This window comes from Mycobacterium sp. NGS11 (assembly GCF_059813315.1).
The window spans coordinates 1-26,274 of sequence record NZ_JCALEJ010000035.1 but is presented as its reverse complement, the minus strand read 5'-3'; the positions used below and the strand labels follow the sequence as shown (position 1 = coordinate 26,274).

The following is a 26,274-nucleotide window of genomic DNA, read 5'->3' as shown; positions in this document are numbered from 1 at the left end:
AGCTTTTCACTGGATCCTTTTCACTCGTATCGGTTGCAGCACAACGACTGTCGGGGCCAAAGTGATATTTGAATCGAACCTAGCGGTGCTGGCGGGGTTGTGCGACGCCCGCCGAGCAAATCATCGTGAGCGTCGCGCCAGGCCCTGACAGGTCGGTATGGTTTTTCCATGTCGATGCCTGTGGCCCCACCAGTGGATTCGGTGGTCCTCGTGCCTGAGCGGATGCCTGCGCTGCCGCCGGCCCGCGAGTTCCTCACCTCAGCTGGGTTCGGGGGCGCTGCGGCGTTGCTTGCGGCACTGTTGTTGGCTGCGGTGATCCTGATTGGCTTCTGGCGTGCATCCAAGCGGCAAGAGAGCCACAACCGTCAAATTCGTGAGGCCGAGCAACACAACACCGCGGTGGACCGATGCTGGCAGCGGCTGGTGTGGGTGGTGGAAACGGCGGGGATAGAGCCGGCGGCCAGCCGAGGCGCCACGGTGGGTTTGGGGCCAGAACTGGCTCTAGAGCTGTTGCGGGGTTTGTTACGCGACGCCGAGAGTCTCGGTGACGCCACGCTGACGGGCGCGGTGACGGTCTACTTGAGCCAGTTTTCGCAGGTGTTGGCCCAGCAGGGCAGCGTGGCGTCCGAGCCGTCCGTCCCCTCGGCCTCAGCTGAGCCCACGCTCGCTGACGCTCCCTCCGGTCCGAGGGAGACCGTGCAGTCATCGGGCTCACCGGCGCAAGGTGGCGATACCCCACGCCCCCGGCCCGCCAAAGCGGTGGCCGCAGCTCAGGGCAGGCGACGCCGTCAATGACACATCTGCGTCAGCACATCGAAGAACTCGACATCGACCGATGGGCAGCGGTGACCAAGCAGGCCGCGACGGCCGCGGTCGATGCTGCCCAGCGGCTTGGCAAGCCCGCGCCGGCGCAGTTGGCCGCGGTGGCCGCGATGAGCGAAGGCGAGCTGATCGAACATCGCAACCGTAGTGGGCCAGCACCAAAACGGCTCTCACCAGCGATGCAGCTCGTCGAGGCGGACCATTTGCGGGCTGTGGCCGAGCACCAGGCGCGCCAGGCCGAACAAGACAAGCGTGACGCTCAAGCAGCCGCGCACATGGCCCGCGCCGAGGCCGAAGAGGCCGCCCAGGCCGCCGCGCAAGCCCGCGAGCAGGCGCGGGCAGCAGACAGCGCAGCCGCACGTCAGGCTGTCGAACACGCCGCCGAACTGCGCAGCGCCCAACAAGCTGCCGAAGAATTACGTAGCGAATTGGATCGGGTCCGCGCCGACGCCGCCGCCGAGGTCGCCGCCGCACAGGAGCAGGCCCGCGCCGCTGACCGACGGGCCGAAGAACGTGCGGCCGAGCGGATCGAAGAGCGCACGGCGGCTCAGCGTGCCCTCGAAGAACTCCGCAACGAGCTCGAACGGGTACGCGCCGACGCGAGCGCCGAGGTGGCCGCCGCCGCCGAGCAGGCCCGCGCAGCTGACACGCGCGCCGAACAGCGCATGACCGAGCGCGCCGAAGACCGCAGAGCGGCTCAGCAAGACTTGGAAGAGTTGCGCGGCGAGCTCGAACGGGTACGGGCGCTGGCCGCGGCCGAGGTGGCGGCCGCCCGGGGCCAGGCCGACGGTGAGGTGTCAACCGCCCACGCTGCGCTTGCTCGGGCACGCGCAGAAGCCGACGACGCCATCGCCCGTACGAGCGAGGAAATCGAGCAGCTGCGCGCCGAATGCGCGGCGGAAGTGGAAGCGGCGCGTGAGCAGACAGAGCAAGCGCTGGCGTCTCTGTACGCCGCCCAATCCGAGGCGGCGCGGGCACGCGCTCAAGCCGCGCAAGCCCACCCGTCCGCTGAGCTATTGCTGAGTGTCCCTATTCCGGCCGCAGAAATACGCGGTCACACCGGCTATGTCGAAGACGTCCTGACCACGGTGCGGGATCTCGACCTCGCGCTCGAGACGGCGCTGGGTGGCGGCGCCAGACCAGTTGATGCACAGGCGGTGGGCGCCTTGGTGTCCACGGTGCAACGCCAGTCCGGCGATCTCTCTGAGCACTTGCGGGCGTTGACGGCGCAAGGTAGCGATGCCGTGCACGTCTACGTCGAAGCCGCCACCCGCGCCTATGGCGGGCTTCTTGCTCGGATCGCGGCGGCAACCGAACAACTGGCCCGAGAAGGTCGCACCGACCCCGGCGTGATTGAGCGGGTGACCGCGATGCTGGACGCGCATCCGTGGCGGTCCCGTTGATGCCGGCCGCCGCCGTGATAACCCGTGAGCCGCAGATGGAGAGCGCGATGCCCACTTGGCACACCAGGCACCTTCACCCGCTGGGTAGCGACCAGAGCATGCGGGCATGATGGCGTACAAACCCGACGATGGCGAGACCACCAGCCCGTCAGGCTCGTTGCCGTCCGGGGGCCGCGATAGCGCCCAATCCAGCTCTGCTGCAACGCCTGACGACGCGGAGCGCACCATCGTCGTATCCCGCAAGTCGCACGCCGACGAAGAAACCACCGTCGTGGCGAACAAAAAGCCGTTGGTTGACGATCCAGAAAAAACCCTGGTGGCGCCCACACCCAGAGCGCCGCAACGCAATAACGACACCGACAACCCAGACGCGAGGCCCCGCAGTGAGCCAGCCCGGGCGGCGTCCGATGACCAGGACGAACAAACCGTCTACCAACAACCCGTCGTCCACCCGGGCAGCCGTGCGCCAACTGGGCCGCCGCCTGCGACACCCCCATCGCAGCGCCACGGCCCCGACCCGGCTCCGAGCTTCCCGCCGGCAGGGCAGCCCCTCCCGCCGTCACCAGGTCTTGCCCAGCAGCCCGGTTTCGCGCCTCAACCGTTCCCGTATGGACAAGCCAACCCGTACGGTCATCCGCCGCCCGGTCCATACGCCGGCCCGCCCTATGGTCCCCCTGGGTCCGCAGGACTCCAGCGATCCACGCAGTCGACTGCCCTGTTGTGGGGTGGAGTCGGATCGGCTGCTGTCGTCCTGGCAATAGGTCTAGTGATCGGGTTGTCCAATCCCGACTTGCTGTTGACGAAAAAGCTCGACGTCCAGGCCGCCCAATCGGAAATCGAACGAGTGCTGACCGATGAGATCACTGGCTACGGGGATAAGAACGTGGCGGATGTCAATTGCAACCACGGTGAAAACGTCACGATAAAGCAAGGCAACAGTTTTACCTGCCAGGTCAATGTCGACGGCGCCCCGCGACGCGTCACCGCCACTTTCCTGGACAACAATGGGAATTTCGATGTCGGTCGCCCCGACTAACGAGAATAAACCCACAGAGTTTGTTCGCCGAGACCGTATCCTTAAGCCCGACCCTTGGCTGATGCCGCATCAATTCACCCATTAGCACGAACATGGAAAATAGGGGTGCCACGTGACTGGATGGCTCCGTACCGCCGCAGCGACCGCGGTGAGCGTCGTCGTCGTGATCGCTGTGGCCACCGGATGTACCACCGTCGTCAAAGCCCACGGCTCATCCATGTTGTATGACCCTTTTCACGTCGGCGGCCTTCTGGCGGTAGACGGGCCCAGCGGCCCGCGCAGCGACGCGCCGCCACCGACTGGCACCGTGAAGAACACCAACCACGGGGACGAAGACAAGCTGGTACTGCTGTCAATCAACGACATTCAGGATTTTTGGCAATCCAACTACAGCAAATCATTCAAGGGTGACTTCACGCCCGTCGAGGAGCTCATCTCCTATGACTCCGAGGATCCAGCCAGCCCGATCGTGTGCCATCAAAGAACCTACAAACTGGTCAACGCGTTGTTCTCACCGCGCTGCAATCTGATTGCCTGGGACCGCGGCGTGCTGATCCCCACCGGCAAGACCTACTTTGGTCCGATGCCGGTCACCGGAATCTTCGCCCATGAATACGGCCACGCCATTCAGAATATGGCCAAAATCATCGGTCGGGACACCTCGACGATCGTGCGCGAACAGCAGGCGGACTGCTTTGGCGGGGTCTACATGCGCTGGGTAGCCGAGGGAAAATCGACGCGCTTCACCCTCAGTACCGGTGACGGGCTCGATCACGTGTTAGCCGGCCTGATGACTATTCGTGACCCGATCCTGACCCCGCAAGATCAGGAGTTGATCGAAGAAGGGCACGGCACCGCACTCGACCGGGTCAGCGCTTTCCAGATGGGATTCGTATCCGGGGCGTCGGCCTGTGGCGTGATCGATGAGAACGAGGTCAAACAGCGTCGGGGGGACCTGCCGATCGCGTTGACCTACGACCAATCCGGTCGGCTCGAGACGGGGGAGGTGCCGATCAACGAGCAGACCATGTCGTCGCTGATGGACACCCTCAGCGCCATCTTCGCCCCAAAAAGTCCGCCACAGCTGTCTTATAGCGGCGGCAATTGCCCTGATGCGCAAGCCCACCCGCCCGCGTCTTACTGCCCGGCCACCAACACCATCGCCGTTGATCTGGCGCAGCTGCAGAAGATGGGTGCACCCGCTGACGAGCAGTCCGGCCATGTGTTGATTCAAGGCGACGACACCGCCATGTCGGTCGTGATGTCGCGGTATGTCCTTGCGGTACAACACGAACGGGGCCTGAAACTGGACTCGCCGGTAAGTGCACTGCGGACCGCTTGTCTGACAGGGCTCGCGCACCGCAAAATGGCCGGTCCCGTGTCGCTGCCATCTGGCAATGGCCTGACGTTGACTGCCGGCGACCTCGATAAGGCCGTCGCGGGACTGCTCACCAACCACCTGGTGGCCAGCGACGTCAACGGGCAGACCGTGCCCGCCGGGTTCACCCGGATCACCGCGTTTCGCTCTGGGGTTGTCAGCAGCAATGACGACCTGTGTTACCAACGCTTCCCCGACGCCTGAGATCGGAGTTGACAATCGTGGGCCGCAGGCGGCGCCAAAGCCGTCCATCTTCGGGTTGACGGCCTTTAATGCGCAATCCCACTGAGCAATTCACCGCTTTGAGGCAGGCTTACCAACATGAGTGACGAATGGGGGCCCGGGCCTGACGACGAAACGATGAGCGCACACAAGTTTCGCGGCGAGGAGACGATGGACCTATCGCATACCCGGCCGCCGCAATACCCGGTGCCACCGTTCCCGCCGAGTGGATCGCCCGCGCCTCCATCGGGCCCGCCGCAGCATGGGGCGCACGTCGGCCGACCGCCTGGCGCTTCCCCGCCCTGGCAAGCCCCGCCGCCTGGCCCCTCGCACTGGCAGGTTCCGCCAGCCGCGCCGCCATGGCCTGTGCTACCCGGGCAACAGCCGCATCCCTACCCGGCCGGCGCAGTCGGGATAGGTCCGGGCGGATACCCGCCACCGCGGCGCCGTCCGCGTTGGCCATGGTGGGTTGCGGGTGCGGCCGCCGTGGTGGTGACGGGGCTGGTGATCACGCTGGTGGTGCTGGGCAGCAACGAGTCAACAACGACACCGAAGTCAGCGGCGCCGTCGTCCACCCGTGTCCCTTCCTCGAGCAGACCCGCGCCGACGTCATCGGCGACGAGCGCCCCGCCAGCGGCGCCGCCGGTAGACACCGCGGCCTTGCCCAGTCTGTTAGCGTCTGCCGAACAGGTCAGCAACATACTCAACCATGTGCAGATGAACCCGCGTGAGGTGTCGACGTCGCTTTCCTCGGATGCGTCGATAGACCCGGCCAAGTGCGCAAGCGCCGTGGCGCCGGCGTTAGAAGCCACCTACACGGGGTCGGGGTATACCGGGGTGGCGGTCCAAGGGTTGATGGAACCCAGTCCGGGACGTCATAAGGTTATCCAGGCTGTCGCTGCGTTCCCGGATGAGGCCGCCGCGCAGCAGTTTCGAGCCGAGCAGTTATCGGCGTGGCAGGGGTGCCGACTTACCGACGTCACCGTGTCCTTTCCCGGCGGCCAGCCGGCTGACCACGCCACGATCACCATCGTCAGCGACACAGACGGTATCGCCAGCACCGTCCTGTTGCCCGCCGGGGCAACAGGACACAAAGATAGCGAATGCGAACGTGCGATGGCCGTGCGGCGCAACATCATTGCCGATGTGCGCGTGTGTGGGCAAAACACCATCACCGCGGGCGTCATGCTGGTCCGGGCGATCAACGACAACATCACACGCCACCCCTAGCCTAGCCGCGCGAGACGCTGGGGATGGGACGTGCTCGAGACCGTATTCATGCACGATGCATTCGTCGAAACACAGTGCAGCACAGTGCAATGGCCTAGAAAACCAGCCCGTAGCAGAGCCACACAACCAGTAGCACCGGAATGATAACCGCTAGTGTGATTGCCGCAACCACCTGCACGAAGGGGTGCGGGCGCACGGCGACCGTGCTTGCGCCAAGACCCGCCGCGACGGGAATCAACACGGTCGCGGCGAGGACCGCGATGCGGCCCGAACGCACGACACTGCCCGAATTTGGTGGAAAATAACCCTCTTCGAGCTTGACTGCGAACACCCAGTTGCCCAACACGTTGAACAAGAGCAAGGCGATCAGCGACATGACCGCCAGCCCCAGCAGTGCCAGGCCTGCCCCTAAAGCGTTGCGGTAGCGCGGTTTAGGCGGGCCGGGGTCGTCGAGTGGCATGTCTTAGACCTTCGTCCCCTTCGGGGCGTCGATCTCGTAGCTACCGGCGTCATCGGTGAAGGTGACCACGAACTGGTGTTTGATGTGGTCGATGGTCGCCTGGCAGGTGAAGGTATCACCCTTGACGATGGTGGGGTTGTGTCCGTCGTTGCAGGTCACGTCGCTGACGTTTCTGGCCCCGTAACCGTTTGGGTCCGATAAGACGTGAGTGACCGCGGCCTGCACCGCCGTGACGTCGAGTTGTTTGGTCATGAAAAAGCCCGGCGCGCAGAATCCCGTGATGAGCACAGTCGCGGCGATCACGGCAAGCGCTGCACCCAGGTACAGCGGCAGACGTTTGCCGCGCACAGCTGCCCGGGCCCGGGGAGCGCGTGGAGGGAACGGGGCTGGCCCCCAAACACTCCCACCACGGTTGGGCGGGTAGTGGTGCGGGTAGGGCATCGGCCCGCGCTGAACCGGCCCCGGGAACGGTTGTAGGGGGTGCAGCGCCTGGATCGGCGGCCCGTAGGGATGCTGGGGGCCGACGGGCGCGAGGCCCGGTGTGGGCGGGTAGTGCTGTGCTGGCGGGGGCGGCTGCAGGTGGCGCATGGGGAAACCTCTCTGACTGCGGCTGCCGGCGACGGACACCACAGCCTTGCGCTCAACACTAACGCAAGCACTAAACATGGCGCAATGTTCAAAACCATAGCACCGAGCTATCGGATTACACCGGAGTATGTCCACCCAGCCGGGTGGGCGTAACGCCTATCGGGGTAGTAAAACCGCTGGATGGCAGCTGTCAGCGTCACCGGTCACGCTCTGTGTATGCGCGGAGGCGATGCTAACAGGGATCGCGGCCATGCAGTGTTTCATTAGAGGGCGCATGGCCAAGGGGTGTACCCTTCCACCGAGCGCTATGTTTGATAACACCGCAGCAGCGCGGACGAGGGAGCGACAATTGACAACCAGCCAACTGACCAACATGCCCACGCTGATTGCGCGGGTAGGTCGGGCGACTCACACCCTTAGCCCGGCGGCCGGCGTGGCTTTTATCGGTCGAGAGGCCGGGGCCGCGGTCGGCGTGGATGACGAGCGTGTCTCGCGGCGGCATGTTCGCCTCGAACCCCAACCCGCGGGCTGGCAGGCCATTGACGCCAGCACCAACGGAATGTTCGTCGATGGCGTGGCGCGCAGCGCGGTGCTCATTACCGGTGCCACGACCCTGCACCTGGGGGCACCTGACGGGGTGGAAGTGCGCCTTACCTTGGACGTTGCACGTGATGAGTCGACCCAGTCATTGAGTCCGGTTCAGACCGAATACCCGTCGTGGGACGGCGAAAAGGATCCTGGGGTGGTGCGCGCGGGCCGCGCGGTCGCTGAGCGCCGCCAACAATTACGGCTCTCTCAGCGCGAAATCGACCGGCGCGGAATTCTCAACGCGAGCGCCCTGCTTAAGTTCGAAAAAGGTGTGAGCTGGCCACGTGCAAAAACGCTGGCGAAGCTGGAAGAGACTTTGGGGTGGCCTTCGGGCTACATCACAAGCCTGCGGCGAGGCGCTGCTCCGGCGTTGCCCGTGTCGCCCGCCCCTGTTCTGATGCCTGCTACCCGTGAGTCGGTCAGCGACGAGGCGACCGAGGTGTTGACCGAGTCCATTCAGGCGCCGATGATGGCGCGGACGGTGGAATTGGCCATGGAAACCCTGGGCACGGCCATCGCTGATTTGCCTGACCCAACCGCGCCGGGGTTCATCGCCAAAGCCACCACCATCCTGGCTGATCTACGCAAGCTTGAGGGGCTTGCTGCCAGCGCTGCGCGCCACGCCACGGGCGGCCCTGAGGCCGTGAAGGCATTGAGTAGGGTGCGGCGCAGCTACAACGATGTGATGATGCGGGCTGCTGGCTCGCCGACGGCCACTTTGGGCCAGCGGCTTTACGGGGCCCGCCACCGTGCAGAGCTAAGCCTGGAGGAGGCCGCGACTGGCGCCGGCTTGCCCATAGCAGTGCTTCAAGATGTCGAAGCCGAACGTCCCATTGCGCCCGAAGTCGCACAAGCGATCGAGAATCTCATCGCCGAGTTGACGATCACGTAACAGGAAGTGCGCGCGGCTCGACGTCGCGGCCGCGTCGTCAGAAAGCAACCAACCTCACGCAAGCTAGGTAAAGGTCGTGGGGTTGGCTGGCACGGTGGGCTGAATTCACGGAGCGCGTTGGGCGGTGTAGGCCTGGGTGGCTTGGCGGTGCAGTTGCTTTCGCGCACTGTGGTTTTCGACTAAGGCAACCCAATTCCAGATCAGGGCTGACCCCACGCTCCACCAACCGGCGAGCAAATTGTGCAGCAAAGCATTGCGTAGCGCGGCCTCGCATTGAGCGAGAGTCCCTGTGACGGTGTAGGTCTGGTTGAACATGAGGATGATCGCGCCGGTGTGCTTTCTGATGCGCACCTGAAACAGGCGTTGATCGCCGGCTGCGGGGTGCATCGGGTGGCTCGCCTGCGATGACGGCGGGACCGGCCAGGGCGCCGCGGCGGCAGGTGGCTGTGGGGGCGGGGGATAGACCTGCGACGGGACGTAGGGATGTGCCGCAGGGGGGTAGGGCTGCACACCGGGCGGGTACGGCTGCGCGCCGGGCGGGTAGGGCTGCGCGCCAGGGGGGTACGGCCCCGCGGCGGGGGGATAGGGGCGGGGTTGCTGGTGTCCGTATGGCTGGGGGTACCCGGATGGTTGCTGGTTGGCATTGGGCCAAGACATAGTCGCTCCGTAAGGGGTATGGGAGTGCAGGTTTCTAGGATATCGAGGGGAATGGGGCTGGCCCGCCGTTCGTGGCGAGCCGGCGTCAAGTCCCTTGGGGCGCGCTCAGTCTCGGGAGATCCCAGCGGTGGTTTTGGCCACGATGTCGCTTGCTTGCGTGGTGGTGTCCAAGCCACACCAGAGAGCGTCGATGATGACGTTGTTGGCGATCCCCATGGCACGTTGGCAGCTGGCGACGCTCGGGCCTGAGTGGGTCTGGGTGGCGGCCAAGGTGGTGTCGGTGCTCTGTGGCTCGCCGAGATTCCAGGTAAGGGGAGCATGGCCGGGTGTGATGACGGTGATTGACTGGTTGGCGCAGCCCGACCAGCGTGTCTTGGCTTGGCTGAAGAATTGCTGGGCTGAATCGGCGTCGCGGAAGCCGATCAGGGCTTGCATCAGCGCGTGCTTGGGCGCAACGGGTGCCGCGTCGTCAAGTATTTGGCCTTGCAGCGCGGTCCAGTTACTCCCTTGGTAGACGGCGGCTTCGGCCGGTTGGTAGATGTCTAGGCAGCCGGGATTGGACACTGTCTCCTCGTCGTGCCACATCTGCGAGATCGGCTTGCGCACGGCCATGGCGGTGGTGTGCGCGATGGTGTTGACGTCGCTGTCTTTGAGCAGCAGATCGGCAAGGTGCTGAGGCAAGACCGCCGGTGGTTGCCAGCGCCCCAGATCGGGTGCGGCGCTGGGGTGCCCGGCTTCTGTGGTGGTGCAGCCGGTCAGTAGTAGGGCTAAGGCGGCGGCGGTGAGGATGGTCGAGCGCACGGTGGCGGTCAGGCGCGGTGTGCGGCGACCGGTGGCGTGCTTGGCGGTGCCCGATCCACGGGCCGGGCCGCAGACGGGGAGTCGTTGGCTGGCGCTGTCGTCGACGCTGGCGATCGCGCGAGGTTCTGAAATGACGGTACTCATGGGGCTCTCCTATGCGGCGCCGGCACGAAAGCTGGGGGATTGGTGGTGGGTCTCGGTGTGTTCGGTGGGCTGCGGTAGCGGGGCCACCGCAATATCACCGATCTCGGCGTGGCGACGCCGCTCAAACTGGGCGGCCAGGAATGCGTAGACGGGTTTGAGGTCCTGCGGGTAGTCGCCGGGCAGGATCACTCCGCCCCAAACGCCGTGGGTGGCGCCAGTGGCGACCGCGTTGTAGCCGCAGCGGCCCAGAAAGGGGCATTCGGCGCACCGCTTGATCGCGCGGTGCCGGCGGCGTGCATCGAAGAACAGCTCGGGGTCTTGCCGGCAGGCCAAATCTTGGTTCGTGTGGAACAGGCGCACGTCAGCTGGCAGCTGCAAAGACGCGAACGGTCTTGCAACAGACCGGGTCTCGCTGGGGAGAGGAGGGAGGTTTGTCATCGGGGCGGTCCTTTCGTCTTTGGATGCTGGCGGGGGTCGTGATCGAGGTCGGGCGTTTGGTGAACGACGCGGCGCTTACGTGGGTGCTGGTGTCCGGTCCCGGTTGGGATGACGCAGACGCTAGCAATAAAAACACAGCAGTGCAATGTTTCAAAGCATTGCGCCCTGTTTCATGCTGTGTTTCAATGTGGGGCATGCAAATGAACGACTTCGCGCCTGGCGGCTGCGGCAGCGGCCCGGCCGGCGCTGATAACGGTCACCCCACCGCAGCGACCGACCTTTGCGCCACGCCGTCACCTACTCCTGGAGGACACCGAATGCCTGACCAGCCCAACGTGCCGATCACCCGTGCCGCGCATGACGCCCCAACATCACATGTGGTGCCGCAGTGGGCTGCGGCTCCCGCTGACTCCCAGGCCGAGGCAATTGATGTCTACCAACCCGGTCAACGGCCGGCTTTCGGCCCTGGCCCGGGCGAGGAGATCACGACTGTGTTGCCTCGCCGGCCTATCGGTTTTGCGGGGCCGGCTTCGATACCGCCTGCAGCACCGGGAATGCCGGCGTGGGGCGCGCCGGCCGGCTATTCGCCGTCGCCGTCCCGGCCCGCACCGAACCGTCGCCGGCTGCCGTTGGCGTGGATAACGGCTGGGTCCGCAGTCGTAGCCACCGCCCTGTGCGTCGGGCTCGTGATCAATTTCGCCAGCGGCTCCGACGGACCCGCCGACGTGAGGATCGCTCCGCGCTCGAGTGCCACGTCAACCGCGCCCAGCCCCAGCTCCACACCTGCGGCAACGATGCCACTCTCTGCGCTGCCAGGCGTGCTGCTGGATGTGACGACCCTCAACAGCATGCTGGGCGTCTCAAATCTCACGCCTAGGGCCGACGTGTCGCGGAATGACACGCTGGCCTTCTCCGGCGGGGACAACGATCACCCTGAGTGCGGCGGCGTCCATCACCCGGCGCTGCAACGAGAACTCGACAACAGCGGCTATCTGGGGGTGCGGATCCAAGCGGTCTCAGACCCGCGCATGACCGAGAACATCGTCGATGACGGAGCGATCTACTACTCAACGGCTAAGGCGGCCAACGACTTTGTCGACAAGCAAGCCCAAGCCTGGGAGAAATGCAACGGCATCACGCTGCATCCCGACCCGGCCCTTCATGACGGAATCTGGATGGTAGGCACCGTCGCCAATCGTGGCGGCATGGTCAGCGTCATCAATACCCAGGAAGGCGCCGAGGGTTGGCAATGCCAGCGGGCGCTTACCGCACGCAACAACGTCGTCATCGACGTGAACAGCTGCGGTTTCAATCGCAACGATCAGGCCATCGCCATCGCCACCCGCATGGCCGACCGCGTCACCCCGCATTAACCTCTGCCGCCGATGGTGGCCGGCCTCAAAATCGGCTGGCAATGCACTCACCGTGTGGCCGCGAGGCTGCACAAAGAAAGGAATGACGATGACCAGGATGTGGTTGTCGCCCAGGGTTATTCGGCTTGCCTTGCTCGTGGTGTCCTCGGTCTTGATCACGATGACGGTCGGGTGCACCGATGTTGTCCACGGCGCGGTGCGGGCAGCACCCAACCTTAAACCTCGCGCCCTGACCGGCCAGGTCATCAAAGGCGCGATGCTGAGCGACACCGAGCTCTCGCACGTATTTACTCAGTCGTTCGAAATCGACCGGGCACCTGTATTCGGCGGCCCCGGGGAGCTGTTCTGGGATTGGCCCGGCGCTAGACAAAGCGATTGCGCGGGGCTCAGCCACATCCTGATGGGTGAGGTGTACACCAACGCCCAGGTCCTCAATGTCGCGCACGAACAGTGGTGGGACTCGCACGCCGATCACGATCCGACGGTGATTGACCTGGAGGAGGGTGTGGTTGCGCTGCCGACAATGGCCGCCGCCGATGCGCTGTTCGCGAAGTTCACCGAGCAATGGACCAGATGTGTTGGCGCACGCGTAGATGCCGGCGTGGGTTATCACTACGAGGTCGGCGACGTGCATGCTGACGCCTCTGTCGTGGAAGCCACCGTGGCAAACCAAGACCAAGAAACCCGGTTGCGCGAGATGCATGCGCTCGGGGCGCGCGACAACTGCATCGTCGAGGTCTCTATCACCTACTTCCGCGACACTGCTGCTACTGCACCCGCCCCAGGCCACAGCGCGGGCGACGTCACCCGACTGATCATGAACAAAATTGGCGATCGCGCCTGACGTGCTGGTAGCAGCGGCTACCATTTTCTGATCTGGTTCCAGACCGACACAGTCGCGCGGCAACGCGGCAAAGGGGGAGAGGGATGGGCACACACGGCGTAGCCGATCCCGAGGGATCACCCAGTGCGCTCGTGACCGCAGCGATGAGCCAACCGCGAGCCCGCCATCTCAACTCCGCTCAGCGGGCCCGTCTCCAACGCGCGGCGCGCGATGCCGCGCTGCTCTACCCTGACAATTCCGACCTGCAGCAGTGCGCCATCGACGCCGCACTCGACTACCTCAACGACAGTGCTGACCTGGACGCCGACGGCGCCAAATGGCACCGAATCCGCCAGGAAGAGAGACGACTTGGTGCCCGGGTACGACAGCTGGCAGTGATGGCGGTCGCCGACAAAGCGATTTCAGAACGCCGGGCGGCTAGCGCGATCTTCGTCGATCGCATGGCCTTGCGCCGCTGGTCGGGAAAAACAGGCCACTCGCGAAAGACGGAGTCACCGCGGGGTCAGGAATCATCCCGGTGACACCGACACACCGAACCATGGCTCACACCGCGGGGATGTATGCACGCTGGAGCGCATCACTGCCGCTACTGACCGCCCTCATTACCGCGGGGATCGCGCTCAGCAGCGGCTGCTCGTCGGTCGTGACCGGTAACGCCGTGAAGTCCGGCGGCCCAGCACCGGCGGCGGCCAACGCGGCGCTGCTCGACCCCGGCAACTATCCGCGCCGACCCCGACCGCCATTGGGCAACGTGGCCGATGACGCCGCCGGGCACCGCGTCGAAGCCCAGCGCATGGCCGACATGGTAACCGGACCCTGGCAGATCGATGACAAGCTCATCAGCCCGACGAACGCGGAAATCGCACCCACCACCGCCATATCCGACCCGGGCCGGCTTTCGGTGCTGGTGCGCGGCGAAACAATCGCCCCGATCGCCACCGCACATCACTTCGTAGCCGGCTTCGTCAGCGGCCGCGCCACCCCGCCACCACCGAAAGGACAGGCCGACAGCGACAATCCCAAGATCCTGGACAACGGAGTGTTGCGCTTCCCCACCACCCAAGACGCCGCCGACGCCGCAGCCGCCATGGGCGCAGCCGACTTGGCCACCGTGCGCCCAGGCAACATTTGGGCCACCCGACTCCCCATTCCGCGCTACCCGGCCGCGGTGGCCGACGTTGCCGCCCTCTCAGGAGGCTTTGAAGCCGAATCGTTCACCGCGCACGGACCCTACGTGTTCTTCCAGTTCGCCGGCTCCAAAGAAAGCGCCGCCGCAGCCGCCGACATGATCGCCAAAACCCTGGACCTGCAAGGCCCTTCGGCCGACCACTTCCAAGCCACACCTGTAGACCAGCTGGCCTCCTTGCCCGCCGACCCGACCGGGCTGCTGGCCCGCACCGTGCCGGCCACCGAGCCCAGCATCAATCAGTCCGCGGTCTACTCCCCGCACGCCTCCCTGCATTTTCGGTCTGACCCAATCGCTACCCAAGCGATGTACAACGACGCCGGCATCGCCCGCGTCGCCGTCGACCGCACCACCGTCTACGAGGCAGTCGATACCACCGGCGCCCAGCGCGCCGCCGACGGTCTCGTGCGTATCGACGTCCCGTTCCTGGGCTACCACTCCGCGCCCGGCATCAACGGGCTACCCTCAGCGCGCTGCTTTGACCGCGGATCCGACAGCACCGACCTGGGCGCCGTGCGTTTCCTGTGCATCGCTACCGCCGAGCGGTACGCCTTCAAAGCCACAGCGGCCCAAGAGGTCGAAGCCCACCAAGTCATCGCCGCCCAATACCTGATGCTGACCACATCATGAAGGTCCGCGCACTCACCTTGATCCTCGCCGTCGCGGCCGCGGCGATCACGGTGGCATGCAGCACGACGATCGCGGGCAGCGCCATCAAAGCCCCGGGAGAGGCCAGTTCGGACGGTGTCGATCTCGCATTGCTCGATGTCGGGAATTTTCCCACCGCCCCGCGCCCCCCGATCGGCGTGGCCAGCGACGCGCTGCAAGGCGGGTGGGCAGAAGGGCGCCGCCTGGCCAGCGCTGTGGTGGGCCCCTGGGAGGTCGACCCCGACCTGATCGACTTCGCGCAAATGGAATCCGGCGTGGTCAAAGACACTGACGCGGTCAACTCGCTGCTGGGCGCCCCGCTGGGTGAGGCCCTTAACGGCCACCACTTGCTGGCCGGGTTTTCCAGCGCCCGTCACACCGACAAAGGCGCCTACAAAGACCTGCTCAACATGGTGTTGGAACTGGCCAGCCCCGCCGACGCCACCGCCGCGATCGCCGACATGGCCGCCAAAGGCGCGTCCTTGACCATGCCATTCGACACCAAACCTGTCCCCACCCAACCAGTCTCGATTCCCCGGTACCCCGCAACGACTGCGCTGAGCTACACCTGGACCGCGCACTACCCCGAACCCGGGGGGCCGCGTTTCACGGTGACCGCCCTCAGCGCTCACGGACAATACGTGTTGGCACAAGCCGCAACGTCGGCCGACAACGCCGATAGGGCAGCCCAATTGATCGCCACCACCCTCGATGTACAGCAGCCGCTGGTCGACCAATTCAAACCCACGCCACCTGATCAGATGGCTCAACTGCCGCTGGATCCTGATGGCCTCATGGCGCGCACCGTGGCACCCCGGCAAGAAAACGAGTCGATCAGCGACGGCGTCTATGACGCGCACGGCGCCCTGCACCTGGCTCCCGACGACCCGGTGCATTTGGCGGCGCTGTTCAAATCCGCTGCCGTGCAACAGGTGGCCTGGGTGGTGGAAACCAGGATCTACCAAACCCCGGACAGCGGCTCAGCCGCGCGCCTGGTGGCTGACATGACCGGCCCGAACCAGGTCGGCGGGATCAGTGGCATGCCCAAAGCGAAATGCTTCAACGAGACCCTGGCCTACTGGTGTGTGGCCCGCGCGGACCGCTACGCCTACGAGATGCAAAACGAACAAGAACACGCACTACATCAGATGATGGCCGCCCAATACCGCATGCTGACCGGAAAGTAAGCCCCTCATGCCGCTTGCCGTAGGAACCGTCATCGCCGGATACCGCATCGAAAACGTGCTGGGCTCAGGTGGAATGGGCACCGTCTACCTGGCCCGCCACCCCACATTGCCGCGCAGCGATGCACTGAAGATTCTGTCCGCCGAGCTGTCGGTGGACCGCCAGTTCCGGATCCGGTTCACCCGCGAAGCCGACCTGGCCGCCACCCTCAACCACCCCAACATCGTGCGGGTCTACAACCGCGGCGAAACCGACGGGCATCTGTGGATCGCCATGGAGTACGTCGAAGGAACCGCCGCTAACGATTTGGCGCGCGCTAACCTCACCCCGACCCGCATCGTGCGCATCATCACCGACGTCGCCGCCGCACTCGATTACGCACACTCGCGCCGGGTGCTGCACCGCGACATCAAACCCGGAAACTTCCTAATCTCGTCACCGGGCAGCGATCACGAGCGAGTGTTGTTGGCCGACTTCGGCATCGCGCGCGCCCTCGACGATGCGACCACGTTGACCGCGACAGGCTCGATGGTCGGCACCGCGGCCTACGCGGCGCCCGAGACCATCGAAGGCCGCCCGGCCGATCACCGCACCGACATTTATTCCCTGGGCTGCGCCTTGTTTCGGCTACTGACCAGCCGCACCCCCTACGAAGACAACTCATTGTCGGCAACGCTGGCCGGACACCTGATGCGACCCGTCCCGCACCCGACAGAAATCAACCCCTCTTTACCACCTGAGATCGACGACGTGATCGCCCGCGCGCTCGCCAAAGACCCCGATCAGCGCTTCCAAACGGCCGGCGCGCTGGCCGCGGCGACCAGCGCCGTATTCACCAATAACCCTGCGCCACCGACCACCACCGGCCCCACCGGGCCCCGGGCGAGCAACGCGACCAATCCCACGCTGAGCTATCCACCGACGCCGCCCCACGCCCAGCCGGTGTGGCCCGCCTATGATCCCCGCGGAGCAGCCGCGCCACCGAACAGTGCTATGCCCCAACAGTTCGCAGGTGTACCGTCCGGCCCAACGCCGACTGGCCCTGCCGGTTCCGCACCAACGCCCAAGGGCCGCAAACGCACTCGTCTCATCGTGGGCGCGACAGTGCTTGTTGCTGCCCTGGTCGCGGCCACCGTGGTGGGCATTCACCTGTTCGGTCACACCAGCGGCGACTTGGGCCCCTACCAGCCACAAACCCTGAACACCAAATTCGGCACCCTCAAACTCGAGCACCGCCCGGTGGCCATCGCCGCACTCGGACCCGGCGACCCCGATGCTGTGCTCTCGCTGGGCGCTCAGCCGGTCTTGATCAACGCCGCTGGCGCCACCACACCGAGCTGGTTGCAACCGCTCATGCACTCAACCCCACCGGTATTCGCGGCCGCTGATGCCGCCGCCATCACCGCGGCCAAACCCGACCTGATCATCGACACCGGCGACGTCGACCAACCTACCTACAACGCGTTGGCCTCGATCGCGCCGACACTGACCCGGCCCGCCGACAACAGCCAAGACTGGACGTGGCAGACACAACTGAACTGGGTCGCCACGGCACTGGGTCGCACCGACGCCGCCAAGACGCTACTGGACAAGGCGCAATCCGAGCAGAACACGATCCGCTCCGAGCACCGCAGCTTTCTCGGCAAATCGGCCGTCGTGATCAACTACACAGGCACCACGACCACGACCACGGCCGCGGCGACCCCGTCACCGCCGAGTAGCTACCTGGAAAGCATCGGCTTCACCTACAACCCCCACTACAAGCGCAGCCCTGGCGGCCCACCGCAGGTTCCCTTCAACATCAACGACGTCGACTACATCGGCCAGCGCAGCGACGTCATGCTGCTATTGCGGACCGACCCCGCCGCCGGCGGCGGCGGGTACGCCGGCTTGCCCGCCAAATACACCAGTTTCGGGGGCACCCTGGTCGTCATCGATGATCCCGCGACCATCACCGCCCTCAATACCGGCGGACCTGCGGCCACCAGCTACCTCAACACCGCACTGGTCACCAAGCTCACCAACCAAATCCACTAGCGCCTGTCCGACAATGTCGAGTCAGACGGCCCGCCACTGGTCCGGCTTCTTCTTGTCGGTGAGATGCCGAACGCGCGCCACCAGTGGTGAATGACCCTGCTTTTTTGCCCAGTCGATCGCATCCTGCTGGGTTGAGGCCCGGTGGAGTTCGCTATCAGCGTGGTCTTCGACGACATAGTGCGAGATAGCGTCTCCTTCGCGGCCTTTGGGTCGCGGTTCGACGTAGACGTTGCCCATGAGTGTTTCTCCGTTCTGCGTGCTGGTCAGACAATCTCTGCGTACCCAGCCCGTGGGCCCGTGTCACACAGCGCCGCGAGGTGACACGTGCGGCAGCCTGAAACGGGCGGCGACCATCCGCCACCTGTAACCAGGAGAGTCAGGACGTTCGCCGCAAGCGCCGCACGTCGTGTTCGACACAACCCACGCGTTCGGCCGCCTCTGCGACCGAGAGCTCGGGGTTAAGGAGGATTTGCAACTCGGCGGTAGTGAAGGTCGGTTCGACGTCCCAGGGAGCCTCATCCCACCCGGTTTCACTGAAGCCAGAAAACAGTTCGTCGCACATAGCTATCCTCACGAAACATGGAGAAGGACCGAAGATTTCGATGAATGAGGTAGGGGGCTGCGTCGCCCGCCGGGATGACCTCCGTGTGTTGATCGTACCGTCGCGGTGTTCCATTTGCTGGCTTACAGCCGCGTGAGATCGCAGGCTGTACGTCACTAGCCGATTCGAGGTCATCGCTCGTAACCACCCGATGCACGATCGAAATTCGGTGAACGACGCAGAAAAGTGCGGAGAGCGACGAGTGGGAAACCTGCGTAGACCCACTGGTGTCGAAGGCGCGAGGTCGGCCGCGATCGGGTGAACTTTAGAGTTCGAGGCCGTTGCCGCGGTTCTGGTGGCGGCCGCGGGTGCGGTCGCGTTCGGCGATGGAGTCCAATCGCTGTGCGGTGGCGGCGATGTCGCGCAGCTGCGCAAGCACTTGGGTGCGTTGGTACAGGACTTCGACGGCGCGGCTGCGCTCGGGGCTGGGTGTGCTGGTGGCGGCGAGGTAGTGTTCGGCGCGCTCGATGGCGGTGCGAGGTTGGGTGCGGCCGGGGTCGGGGGTGCCGAGGTGTTGGGTGTTGGGCAGGTCGTTGGTGAGCACGGCGATCAGGGTGTGGGTGGGCTGTCGATCACCGGGGGTGGCGACCAGTACAAGTTTGGTGTTGGTGGCCGCGGCGGTGTGGGCGAGCCAGCGCAGTTGTGCCGGGGTGAGGGTGTCGGCGTCGTCGACGATGATCAGGCTGCCCAGCGGTGGTTTGTGTCGCTGGGCGGTGAGGTCGGCGCGGTAGTCGTCGATGCTGGTGGTGGTGTCGGCGTAGGTGTGGTCAGGGGCGTTGTCGGAGCCGGTGACCGCCAAGGTGGTCTTGTTGTGGTGGTGGGCGGTGTCGGCGAGGGCGCTCAGGGTGGCTGTTTTGTCGGCACCGGGATGCAGGTGGAGCAGCTGGACGCTGTGAATGTTGGTGGTCAGCGCGCTAACGGCGCGGCGATGCGCGTCGTCGAGGCCATCGAGGGCGGCCGGCGGAGGTGTGTAGAGGGCGGCGGGGCTGGCAGCGCTGGCCGCGTCCAGGAAGTCGACTTCGGCCTGAAGCTGGTCGAGATCGGCGCCCAGATCGTAAGTGTGGGCGGGGGTTTGGGCTAGCGAGCGGGCGGCTGCGGCTTCGGCGCGGGCGAGCTGGTCATCAAGGTCGCGGGCGCGTCGGCGGGCGAGGTTGAGGGTGTCGGTGTCGGCGCGCACGGCTTGCGCGCGGCGCGCGTGCAGGTGGTGTTCGGTGACGATGCCGGCCTGGCCGCCGGCGCTGTCGATGAGGTCGGCGCGCGCACCCTCGAGGCGGTCGCGCGCGGTGCGTACCGCGGCGTCGACGTGCTCGGTTTGTTCGCTGACCTGAGTGTGGTGTTGCTGGTAGCGGTCCGCGATGTCGTGGTCGCCGCGTTCGGTGGCCGCGGTGATCGCGGCGGCAAGCTGGGTGAGGAGTTGATGGTGCAGCTCGGCGGTGTCTTCGGCGTGCACCCAGCGGCCATGCGCCTGGGCGAGAGCCTGCTGGTAGGGGCGTTGTTCGACGAGCCGTTGGTGCAGCTTGGCGAGTTCTGCAGCGGCCGCGCGTTCAGCGGGTCCACCGCCGCCGGACAGGATGGCGTCGACGAGTTGGCGGGCGTGGTGGTGGGCGGCGTCGCGGCGGGCCCGTAGGGCGGGGATGTCGATGTCGTCGACGTGGGCCGGGGTGTGGGGGCGGGTGGTGGGCAGGTCGGCGATGTCGAGGTCGCCGAGGTCGTCTTCGACGAACCCGTAGGAGTAGTCGTGGGGGTCGGGTGGGGGCTCGTGCAGGTCGGCGTCACCGATGTGGTGGTCGGTGAGGTCGAATTGCTGTTGGCCGGTGAATGTTTCGGCGCGCTCGGCGGGGTGGGGGATGTCGGGGTCGATGGTGGCGGCGTGGTGGGTGAGCAGTTCGACGCGGTAGGTGAGCAGGCGGGCGTATTCGTCGGGGCGGATGGTCTGGGTGGCCGAGATGTCGTGCAGGTGTTCGGCGGCGGCGGCGAGCAGATCGTGTGGGGGCCAGCTCGCGGCGGTGACCGCGGCGACCAGGCCGGGCCAGGCGGGGTCGGTGATGATGGCTTCGGCGATGCGGGTTCCGAATAGGTGGTGCAGCTCGGCGGTCCAGGGGGGCCGCAGTTTGGTGTCGGTGCCTTCCAGTGAGGGGGGTGCGAGGGTGCCGGCCAGGCGCCACCACAGGGCGGCGGCGGGCATGTCTGCGGGCAGGGGCCCGTGTTGGGTGGCGGCGTCGTGGAGGAGGGCGGAGACGTCGGCGCCGGCGCGGGCGGCGCCCTCAAGGTGGGTGGCCAGCCGCGGCCAGTAGGGGTCGTCGGTGAGGTGGGGGTTGATGGTGTCGGCCAGTTGGCGCCAGCGGGCGGTGTCGGCGCCGGCGCGGGTCAGGGCGGCGTCGAGGCGCGAGTGGATGACTTGTTGGATGATCGCGGAGCGGTTGGCGTGCTGTTCGGGGCCGGTGATGCGGGTGTCGGCGGGATCGACGTGGTGGGCGGCGCGAAAGACCGCGATTTCGGCCAGCAGGTTGCGGTTGCCGTCGAGCAGGGGCCGCGCCCAGGCGGGTGCGGTGGTGGCATCCCAGGCGCGGGCGGTGCCGCGGATGTGATCGGCGAGCTCTCGCACGAGGTCAGCGCGGGCGTGTAGGTAGGTCGCCCATGTTGGGTCGGTCGTGATGACGTCGGGGATGGCGGGCAGCCAGTGCAGCGGTCCACGGTCTGCCGCGTCGACGCCGGTGGGGGCTGGCAGACGCCAGTCCAGGACGGCGGCCGGGTCATGTGCGTCGCCCAGCGGGGTGGCCGCGGCGTCGTGGAGTGCGTCGATGGGGTCGTGTCCTTCGATGGCCAACAGGGCCAGGTGGCGGCGCAGCACGGGCCAGGCTTGGGCGTCGGTGAGGTGGTGGCCCAGGTGTGCGGCGGCAGTGTCGATGCGGGCCATGACGTCGGGGCCGGCGTGTTGTTCGGCGGCGGCGGTCAGCGCGTCGGAATACATGTCGGCGGCCAGGTGCAGCCGGTTGAAGGGGTCGGTTTCGGCGGCGGCGAGGGTGTGGGCGGATTGTTGGGCGCCGTCGCGGCCCAGGATGGTGGTCAGGATGTCCACGGCGGTGGGGGGGTGGGTGGCTTTGGGGGTCAGGATGCGGTGCGGGTCGGCTTCGGCGGTCGAGACGTAGAGATGGTTTTCGGTGCGGCCGCGGGTGAGCGCGACGTAGAGCTGTTGGCGTGAGAGGCGGTCGGAGCCGACAATGTGGCAGGTTCCTTCGGTGTCGCGGCCGCCGGCGGTCATGCCTTGGGCGGCGTTGATGGTGCTGGCGTATCCCAGCGTGGTGTAGGTGGTGACGTAGCGGGCGGGGAGGCGCACGGGGGTGGCCGGACCGCGCAGGGGGACGACGGTGATCGAGCCGTCGTCGTGCACGGTGCGGATGATCCAGCGGTGGCCGTTTTTGACCCAGGCGCCGTGGGTGGTGGTGCGTAGCCAGCGGGCGTTTTTGCGGGTGGCGACCCAGTCGCCGGCAGAGGCGGTTAGCCCGTCGGCGAGGGTGACGGTGGCCGCCGAGTGGGGATCGTGGGGGTTGCTGGCCGGGGAGTTGGGGGTGTGGGTGAGCCGGTCGAGGCGGGCCCGTTCGTTGAGTTGGGCGACCAGATCATTGGTGGGGGCGAGCAGGATGGAGTCACGCCCGGCGGCGCGGTCGGCGGCCCACGCGGTGTAGGCCAGGTCGGCGGCGGTGGCATCGGCGCCGACGTGGACGCGGTGGTGGTCGATGTAGAAGCCGATTCCGGCGGGATCTCCGGCGCGCATCGCCAGGCTGGCGGCGGCTTCGGCCTTGCCGGTTTCGGGGTGGGTGAAGCGCACGACGGTGCTCAGGGTGACGGTGTCGTGGCGCTCGGCCAGGTCGCGCAGGACACCGCCGGCCGAGACCGAGGCCAGTTGTTGGTCGTCGCCGATGAGGCGCACGCTGGCCCCGCGGGCAAGGGCGTGGGCGATGAGGGTGTCGAGGTCTGCGGTCGAGGCCATGCCGGCTTCGTCGACGATGAGCAGGGTGTCTGATCCGATGCGGTCGAACCACGTGCGAGCGGGGTCATCGGCGGCGGCGGGGCTGCCGTGGCCGGTGTCGGCGAGCTGGATGAGTTTGGCGATGGTGTCGGTGGGGGAGGCGAGGTCTTGGGCCAGGACTTCGGCCGCGCCGGCGGTGGGTGCCAACCCGATGACGGTGCCGCCACTGTTGCGCCAGGCAGCAGCCAGGGCGGTCATGGCGGTGGTTTTGCCGGTGCCGGCGGGGGCGAGTGCGAGCTGCAGGCGGGCTCCGGAGGTGGCCATGTCGCGCACCATGGCGGCTTGTCCTTGGTTGAGTTCCAGGCCGTGGTTGGCATGTGTTTCGGCCAGCGCTAAACCGATGCTGGTGTCATCGACGGCGCGCCCGTTGCGCAGGGTGGCTGCGGCCAGGATGCGCCGCTCCGCCGCCATGATGGCCGCACTGGTGTAGACGGTGGTGTCATGGCGGGTGTAGACGCTGGAACCGTCGCGCCGCAGCAGCGGCGCTGGCTCGTTTTTTTCCGTGTCGGCGTGGCTGCTCAAGGTGATGCTGTGCGCGGCGAGCGCGCTGGCGACGATGCGGTTCACCAGGTCGGGTCCGCCCGGGTGGTTGGCGTAACGCAGGGCGCGTTGGGCTTGAGCGCGTACGTGGTTGACCGTCCAGGTGGCTCGGTTCTCTGAGACGGTGGCGATCACGGCGGCGGCCTGCTCGTCGACCCATTGATCGGTGATGGCGACTTGTTGGGACGGGCTTTGGTTGGTGACGTCGGCGACCATGGCCGTGAGGGCTCGTTGGCTGCCGAGCACTTCGACGGCAGCCACGCGCCAGGCGTGGCGCTGCTCGGCCAGCGAGCGTGGTTCGTGCTTGGCTTGGCGTGTTTCCAAGGTGGCCTGCTGGGACAGTGCGAGCATCTCGACCACGGTGGGTTCACGCCCGTGGGTGGTGTGGAATTGCTTGGCCAGCTGGCCCACGCGGTGGTCGATCGCCGCGCTGCGTGAGGAGTATTTCTCTATTAGTTCGGCGGGGATGCCGACGATTTCGCGCACCGGCCGTTTGCCGGGTTTGGCCGCGGTTTCGGCGAAGTCGACGCCCAGTTTCGCGATTGTCAGGGCTTCGAGGCGGGTGTTGTACAACTCCGAGGCCGCGACCGTGGCGTGGTGCAGGGGGGTGCCGTCTAAGGCCAGCCAGCGCGGGACGCCGTCGGCGGCGATCGCTTGCACTTTGTTGCTGATCACCAGGTGGGTGTGCAGGTTGGGATCTCCGGCGCGGCTGTCGCGGTGATCGAAGGCGGCGGCGATCAATCCGGTGGTGTTGACCTGAGCAACACCGTGGGCGCCCATGCGGGAAAACGCGGCGTGTTCTTCGAGGAATCGCAGCGTGTCGGCTACGGCCTGGCGGTGGCATTCCTCGATCGCGCGAGCGATCGGTGTCGGCGCGATCGCCCATAACGCTGAGACGGATTTGACCGGGGTGAAGGTCAGGTCGTAGCCGGCCACTGCGGTGGTGGCTGCTCGTGAATTGCGTGCGATGAATCCCGACAGTTCCCGGTCATCGGCGGGCGGGCGAGCGTGCTTCTCGGTGAACATCTCGCGCCCGAGCGCGGTGCGGATCCGGGCCCGCACGTCGGCGGCGATGCTGTCGTGTTCACCGCTGCCGACCGTGATGTTGTAGTCGCGGTAGGCCTGGCGCAACCGGGTGACGAACTGGTTTTCGGTGTCGTGGACGGCAAACGGGCGACCCAGCCGTGCGGCAGCAAGCGCCCCGGATTGGCCCAGGCCAATGCCGGTCAGATGCTTGGTGATTCGATCGGCGTTGGGGTGCAAGCCTTCCCCGAATAGGGCTTTCATTTGGTCTTCGCTGACCTGAGATCCCGCCGCCACTGCCCATAGGTCGGCGACGATCGGGTCAGAGGGGTCGCGTGAGACGGGCTGGCCGAGTGCGGCCAGACCACCGCCCATCCACACGCCGGGGGATTCACCTTTGGTGCTGTAGTAGTCGCTGAGGCTGGGGCGACCGCGCTCGGTGGCATCGGCGGCCGCGACTTGCCGTATCAGGTACATGTACCCGTCTCCGGCGGTCAGCTTGTGTAAGCCCATCACCGCGACATCACCACGGTTCAACTCTCACATCGCCTCGGGCGTTACGCGACGCCCGCGACCGACAAGATGACGCCCGGGAGGTGCTCTCACAAACCGCCGTTACCGAATCGTCACCCTGAGTGCAAGAGGTGTGATGTTCAGTGAGTGGTGGTAGTTAGGTTGGCCTAAGTGCCGGTGGGCTGGTGTGGTGAGTGGTCGGGTCCGGGCATCGGGAGCGGGGGCAGTGGTGAGATTTTTGTGTCCGGGTGCGGCGTAAGGGTTTTGCGGGCTTTAGCGTGTGATGGATGGGAAACAAGGCGGTCAGCAAGGGAGCCCGGCGGGCGGCGCGCGAAGCGGCGGCCGCGGCGCAGGAAGAAGTCATCCGACGCACGAAGGCCAACGTCGAGGATCTCGCGGCGTTTTTCGACGCGCGCGATCGGGCCGAGGCGGTCGATGTGTGGTTGGCCGGGCGTCAGCAGGTGTTGGTCGAGCAGGCCGCGCAGCGGCGCGCGGTTCAGCGCCGGCAGTGCGGCCTGGCGCTGCGGTCGATGCGTGACCGCGGGGAGACGCTGCGCGAGATTGCACGCATGGCCGGGGTTAGCGAGAAAGCGGTGCGCGAGTTGATCCGCGAGGTCGAATCACCTGAGGCGGTGGCTGAGCCGGTCCAGGCGTCCGTGGGCGTTGGTGAGGGAACGGCGCGGGCGTCGGCTGCGCAGAGTCTGGCGGCCAATGGGCTTAGCGGCGCGGGTGCGTACGCGGATGGGCGCGTGGGAGAGCCGGTGTCAGCGCGGGCCTAGTGCAGGTTCGGTCGCGGTGTCGGTGTGCGCTGAGATGATGGCGGCGACAGGCGACTTGGGGTCGCTGGAGCCGAAAGCAGTGGGAGTTATGGGGGTTTCGCAACCGCTACGGTTGGTGGTCGATCCGCGGGCGCATGTCGAGGAGTTGTTGCGGTTCGAGGCGAACGTTGTTCGCGGCCCGGGTGCGGAGGACTGTGCGATCTGGTGTTCGGCGATCGGCGCGGATGGGTACGGGCGCTTTTGGGTGCGCCGTGGCGGCGCGCGGATCATGGTCCGGGCCAACCGTTATGCGCTCGCCGCGGCCTTGCAGGGGCGAGCGTTGGAGCCGTGGGTGCGCGCACTGCATGGTTGTGATAACCCGGCGTGCGTTCGAGTGAGCCGGCGGGGCCAGATCGGTCTGCTGCACATCATCGGCGGCTCGCAACGCGACAACATGCAGATGATGGCGCGCGCTCGGCGCGGCGGCGGCCGGGTGGTCGTTCGCCGCGGCGATCACGGGATTAAAGCGCGCCGCGCGCGGGCAGTGGCGCTGCGCGAAGCGGTGCGCCATGGGTGGGACGCCGAAGCCGTCGAGGCGGCGCTGCTGGGGTCGACCGACCCGACCCTGTGGTGAGCGCATGGGCGGTAACGGCATTGTGCCTGTCGACGGGGTGGCGGAGTCTGTCGTAGGAGGATCCTGGTGATGCGCAGTGCGGCGCGTGGAACGCAGCGCTGCGAGAGCCCAATGCAGTGTCAGCGATGGGCGTGTGGCGGGTAGGTGTCGGCGGGCATTGCCGGGCGGAACGGATTGGGAGCTGTTTGTCGCGAGCGCCCGGAGTGCGGCGCGCGCGGAGCGCGTTGCTGGCGACGGGCTGGC

23 protein-coding genes are annotated in these 26,274 nt (G+C 66.4%); 14 read left to right on the top strand and 9 right to left on the bottom strand.

Translation table 11 applies throughout. The annotated features are described in order from the left end of the window. Nucleotides 1–168 precede the first annotated feature (168 nt). The 4 genes from AC5Y4T_RS24405 to AC5Y4T_RS24390 all read left to right on the top strand — a co-directional run bounded on the left by AC5Y4T_RS24405 (nucleotide 169) and on the right by AC5Y4T_RS24390 (nucleotide 4,843). A complete protein-coding gene (locus AC5Y4T_RS24405) occupies nucleotides 169–795 on the top strand; it encodes a hypothetical protein (protein WP_499955866.1) in 627 nt (208 codons plus the stop codon). Then, nucleotides 792–2,225, top strand: coding sequence for a coiled-coil domain-containing protein (locus tag AC5Y4T_RS24400; RefSeq protein ID WP_047323673.1), 1,434 nt, complete (start codon nucleotides 792–794; stop codon nucleotides 2,223–2,225). The genes AC5Y4T_RS24405 and AC5Y4T_RS24400 overlap by 4 nt, the downstream gene beginning before the upstream one ends. A 766-nt stretch (nucleotides 2,226–2,991) precedes the next feature. Continuing rightward, nucleotides 2,992–3,261: a DUF4333 domain-containing protein gene (locus tag AC5Y4T_RS24395; RefSeq protein ID WP_052955334.1), complete on the top strand. Its 270-nt coding sequence runs from the start codon at nucleotides 2,992–2,994 to the stop codon at nucleotides 3,259–3,261. A 112-nt stretch (nucleotides 3,262–3,373) separates the two neighbouring features. After that, nucleotides 3,374–4,843 carry a neutral zinc metallopeptidase gene (locus AC5Y4T_RS24390; RefSeq protein WP_047323672.1) on the top strand — a complete coding sequence of 490 codons (1,470 nt, stop codon included), beginning with the start codon at nucleotides 3,374–3,376 and terminating at the stop codon, nucleotides 4,841–4,843. 410 nt (nucleotides 4,844–5,253) lie between these two features. Here the strand turns inward: AC5Y4T_RS24390 and AC5Y4T_RS24385 are convergent, their stop codons facing one another. After that, nucleotides 5,254–5,514: a hypothetical protein gene (locus tag AC5Y4T_RS24385; RefSeq protein WP_074020917.1), complete on the bottom strand. Its 261-nt coding sequence runs from the start codon at nucleotides 5,512–5,514 to the stop codon at nucleotides 5,254–5,256. A gap of 7 nt (nucleotides 5,515–5,521) precedes the next feature. Between AC5Y4T_RS24385 and AC5Y4T_RS24380 the strand changes: the two genes are divergently transcribed. Then, a complete protein-coding gene (locus AC5Y4T_RS24380; RefSeq protein ID WP_074020913.1) occupies nucleotides 5,522–6,091 on the top strand; it encodes a sensor domain-containing protein in 570 nt (189 codons plus the stop codon). 94 nt (nucleotides 6,092–6,185) lie between these two features. On the opposite strand, the gene AC5Y4T_RS24375 is transcribed toward AC5Y4T_RS24380, so the two are convergent. Both AC5Y4T_RS24375 and AC5Y4T_RS24370 read right to left on the bottom strand, forming a co-directional pair. Further along, a complete protein-coding gene (locus AC5Y4T_RS24375) occupies nucleotides 6,186–6,551 on the bottom strand; it encodes a hypothetical protein (RefSeq protein ID WP_047323669.1) in 366 nt (121 codons plus the stop codon). 3 nt (nucleotides 6,552–6,554) lie between these two features. Beyond that, complete coding sequence (locus AC5Y4T_RS24370) at nucleotides 6,555–7,139, bottom strand: DUF4333 domain-containing protein (protein ID WP_231614245.1); 585 nt, start codon at nucleotides 7,137–7,139, stop codon at nucleotides 6,555–6,557. 349 nt (nucleotides 7,140–7,488) lie between these two features. On the opposite strand from AC5Y4T_RS24370, the gene AC5Y4T_RS24365 reads away from it, so the two are divergent. Continuing rightward, entirely contained in the window at nucleotides 7,489–8,619 is a 1,131-nt protein-coding gene (locus tag AC5Y4T_RS24365; RefSeq protein ID WP_499955863.1) for a helix-turn-helix domain-containing protein, read from the top strand. A 105-nt stretch (nucleotides 8,620–8,724) separates the two neighbouring features. Here the strand turns inward: AC5Y4T_RS24365 and AC5Y4T_RS24360 are convergent, their stop codons facing one another. From AC5Y4T_RS24360 to AC5Y4T_RS24350, 3 genes are all read right to left on the bottom strand, one after another. Next, the gene (locus AC5Y4T_RS24360; protein WP_499955861.1) at nucleotides 8,725–9,276 is read right to left on the bottom strand and encodes a hypothetical protein; all 552 of its coding nucleotides are present in this window, start codon (nucleotides 9,274–9,276) and stop codon (nucleotides 8,725–8,727) included. 105 nt (nucleotides 9,277–9,381) lie between these two features. Next, nucleotides 9,382–10,221: a sensor domain-containing protein gene (locus AC5Y4T_RS24355; RefSeq protein WP_047324250.1), complete on the bottom strand. Its 840-nt coding sequence runs from the start codon at nucleotides 10,219–10,221 to the stop codon at nucleotides 9,382–9,384. 9 nt (nucleotides 10,222–10,230) lie between these two features. Beyond that, nucleotides 10,231–10,599, bottom strand: a complete 369-nt coding sequence (locus AC5Y4T_RS24350; protein WP_499955859.1) for a WhiB family transcriptional regulator — start codon at nucleotides 10,597–10,599, stop codon at nucleotides 10,231–10,233. An 83-nt stretch (nucleotides 10,600–10,682) separates the two neighbouring features. On the opposite strand from AC5Y4T_RS24350, the gene AC5Y4T_RS24345 reads away from it, so the two are divergent. From AC5Y4T_RS24345 to AC5Y4T_RS24320, 6 genes are all read left to right on the top strand, one after another. After that, on the top strand, nucleotides 10,683–12,032 hold the full coding sequence (locus AC5Y4T_RS24345; protein WP_082147704.1) for a sensor domain-containing protein: 1,350 nt from the start codon (nucleotides 10,683–10,685) through the stop codon (nucleotides 12,030–12,032). Nucleotides 12,033–12,129: 97 nt separating this feature from the next. Continuing rightward, nucleotides 12,130–12,876: a sensor domain-containing protein gene (locus AC5Y4T_RS24340; RefSeq protein WP_499955856.1), complete on the top strand. Its 747-nt coding sequence runs from the start codon at nucleotides 12,130–12,132 to the stop codon at nucleotides 12,874–12,876. 83 nt (nucleotides 12,877–12,959) lie between these two features. Continuing rightward, nucleotides 12,960–13,397: a hypothetical protein gene (locus AC5Y4T_RS24335; protein WP_047324254.1), complete on the top strand. Its 438-nt coding sequence runs from the start codon at nucleotides 12,960–12,962 to the stop codon at nucleotides 13,395–13,397. A 17-nt stretch (nucleotides 13,398–13,414) separates the two neighbouring features. Beyond that, entirely contained in the window at nucleotides 13,415–14,692 is a 1,278-nt protein-coding gene (locus tag AC5Y4T_RS24330; protein WP_231614292.1) for a DUF7373 family lipoprotein, read from the top strand. Further along, on the top strand, nucleotides 14,689–15,897 hold the full coding sequence (locus tag AC5Y4T_RS24325) for a DUF7373 family lipoprotein (protein WP_499955853.1): 1,209 nt from the start codon (nucleotides 14,689–14,691) through the stop codon (nucleotides 15,895–15,897). Before AC5Y4T_RS24330 ends, AC5Y4T_RS24325 begins: the two co-directional genes overlap by 4 nt. Nucleotides 15,898–15,904: 7 nt before the next feature. Beyond that, complete coding sequence (locus AC5Y4T_RS24320) at nucleotides 15,905–17,932, top strand: serine/threonine-protein kinase (protein WP_499955851.1); 2,028 nt, start codon at nucleotides 15,905–15,907, stop codon at nucleotides 17,930–17,932. Between the two features lie 21 nt (nucleotides 17,933–17,953). On the opposite strand, the gene AC5Y4T_RS24315 is transcribed toward AC5Y4T_RS24320, so the two are convergent. The 3 genes from AC5Y4T_RS24315 to mobF form a co-directional block, all read right to left on the bottom strand. Beyond that, nucleotides 17,954–18,169: a hypothetical protein gene (locus AC5Y4T_RS24315; protein WP_047324258.1), complete on the bottom strand. Its 216-nt coding sequence runs from the start codon at nucleotides 18,167–18,169 to the stop codon at nucleotides 17,954–17,956. Between the two features lie 139 nt (nucleotides 18,170–18,308). Beyond that, nucleotides 18,309–18,494 carry a hypothetical protein gene (locus AC5Y4T_RS24310; protein WP_047324259.1) on the bottom strand — a complete coding sequence of 62 codons (186 nt, stop codon included), beginning with the start codon at nucleotides 18,492–18,494 and terminating at the stop codon, nucleotides 18,309–18,311. Between the two features lie 304 nt (nucleotides 18,495–18,798). Beyond that, nucleotides 18,799–24,663 (bottom strand): MobF family relaxase, encoded by a 5,865-nt coding sequence (gene mobF, locus AC5Y4T_RS24305; protein WP_499955849.1) that lies wholly within the window; start codon nucleotides 24,661–24,663, stop codon nucleotides 18,799–18,801. A gap of 263 nt (nucleotides 24,664–24,926) precedes the next feature. On the opposite strand from mobF, the gene AC5Y4T_RS24300 reads away from it, so the two are divergent. After that, a complete protein-coding gene (locus AC5Y4T_RS24300) occupies nucleotides 24,927–25,418 on the top strand; it encodes a hypothetical protein (protein WP_074021723.1) in 492 nt (163 codons plus the stop codon). 88 nt (nucleotides 25,419–25,506) lie between these two features. Then, complete coding sequence (locus AC5Y4T_RS24295) at nucleotides 25,507–26,031, top strand: hypothetical protein (RefSeq protein WP_047323391.1); 525 nt, start codon at nucleotides 25,507–25,509, stop codon at nucleotides 26,029–26,031. Nucleotides 26,032–26,274: the final 243 nt, after the last annotated feature.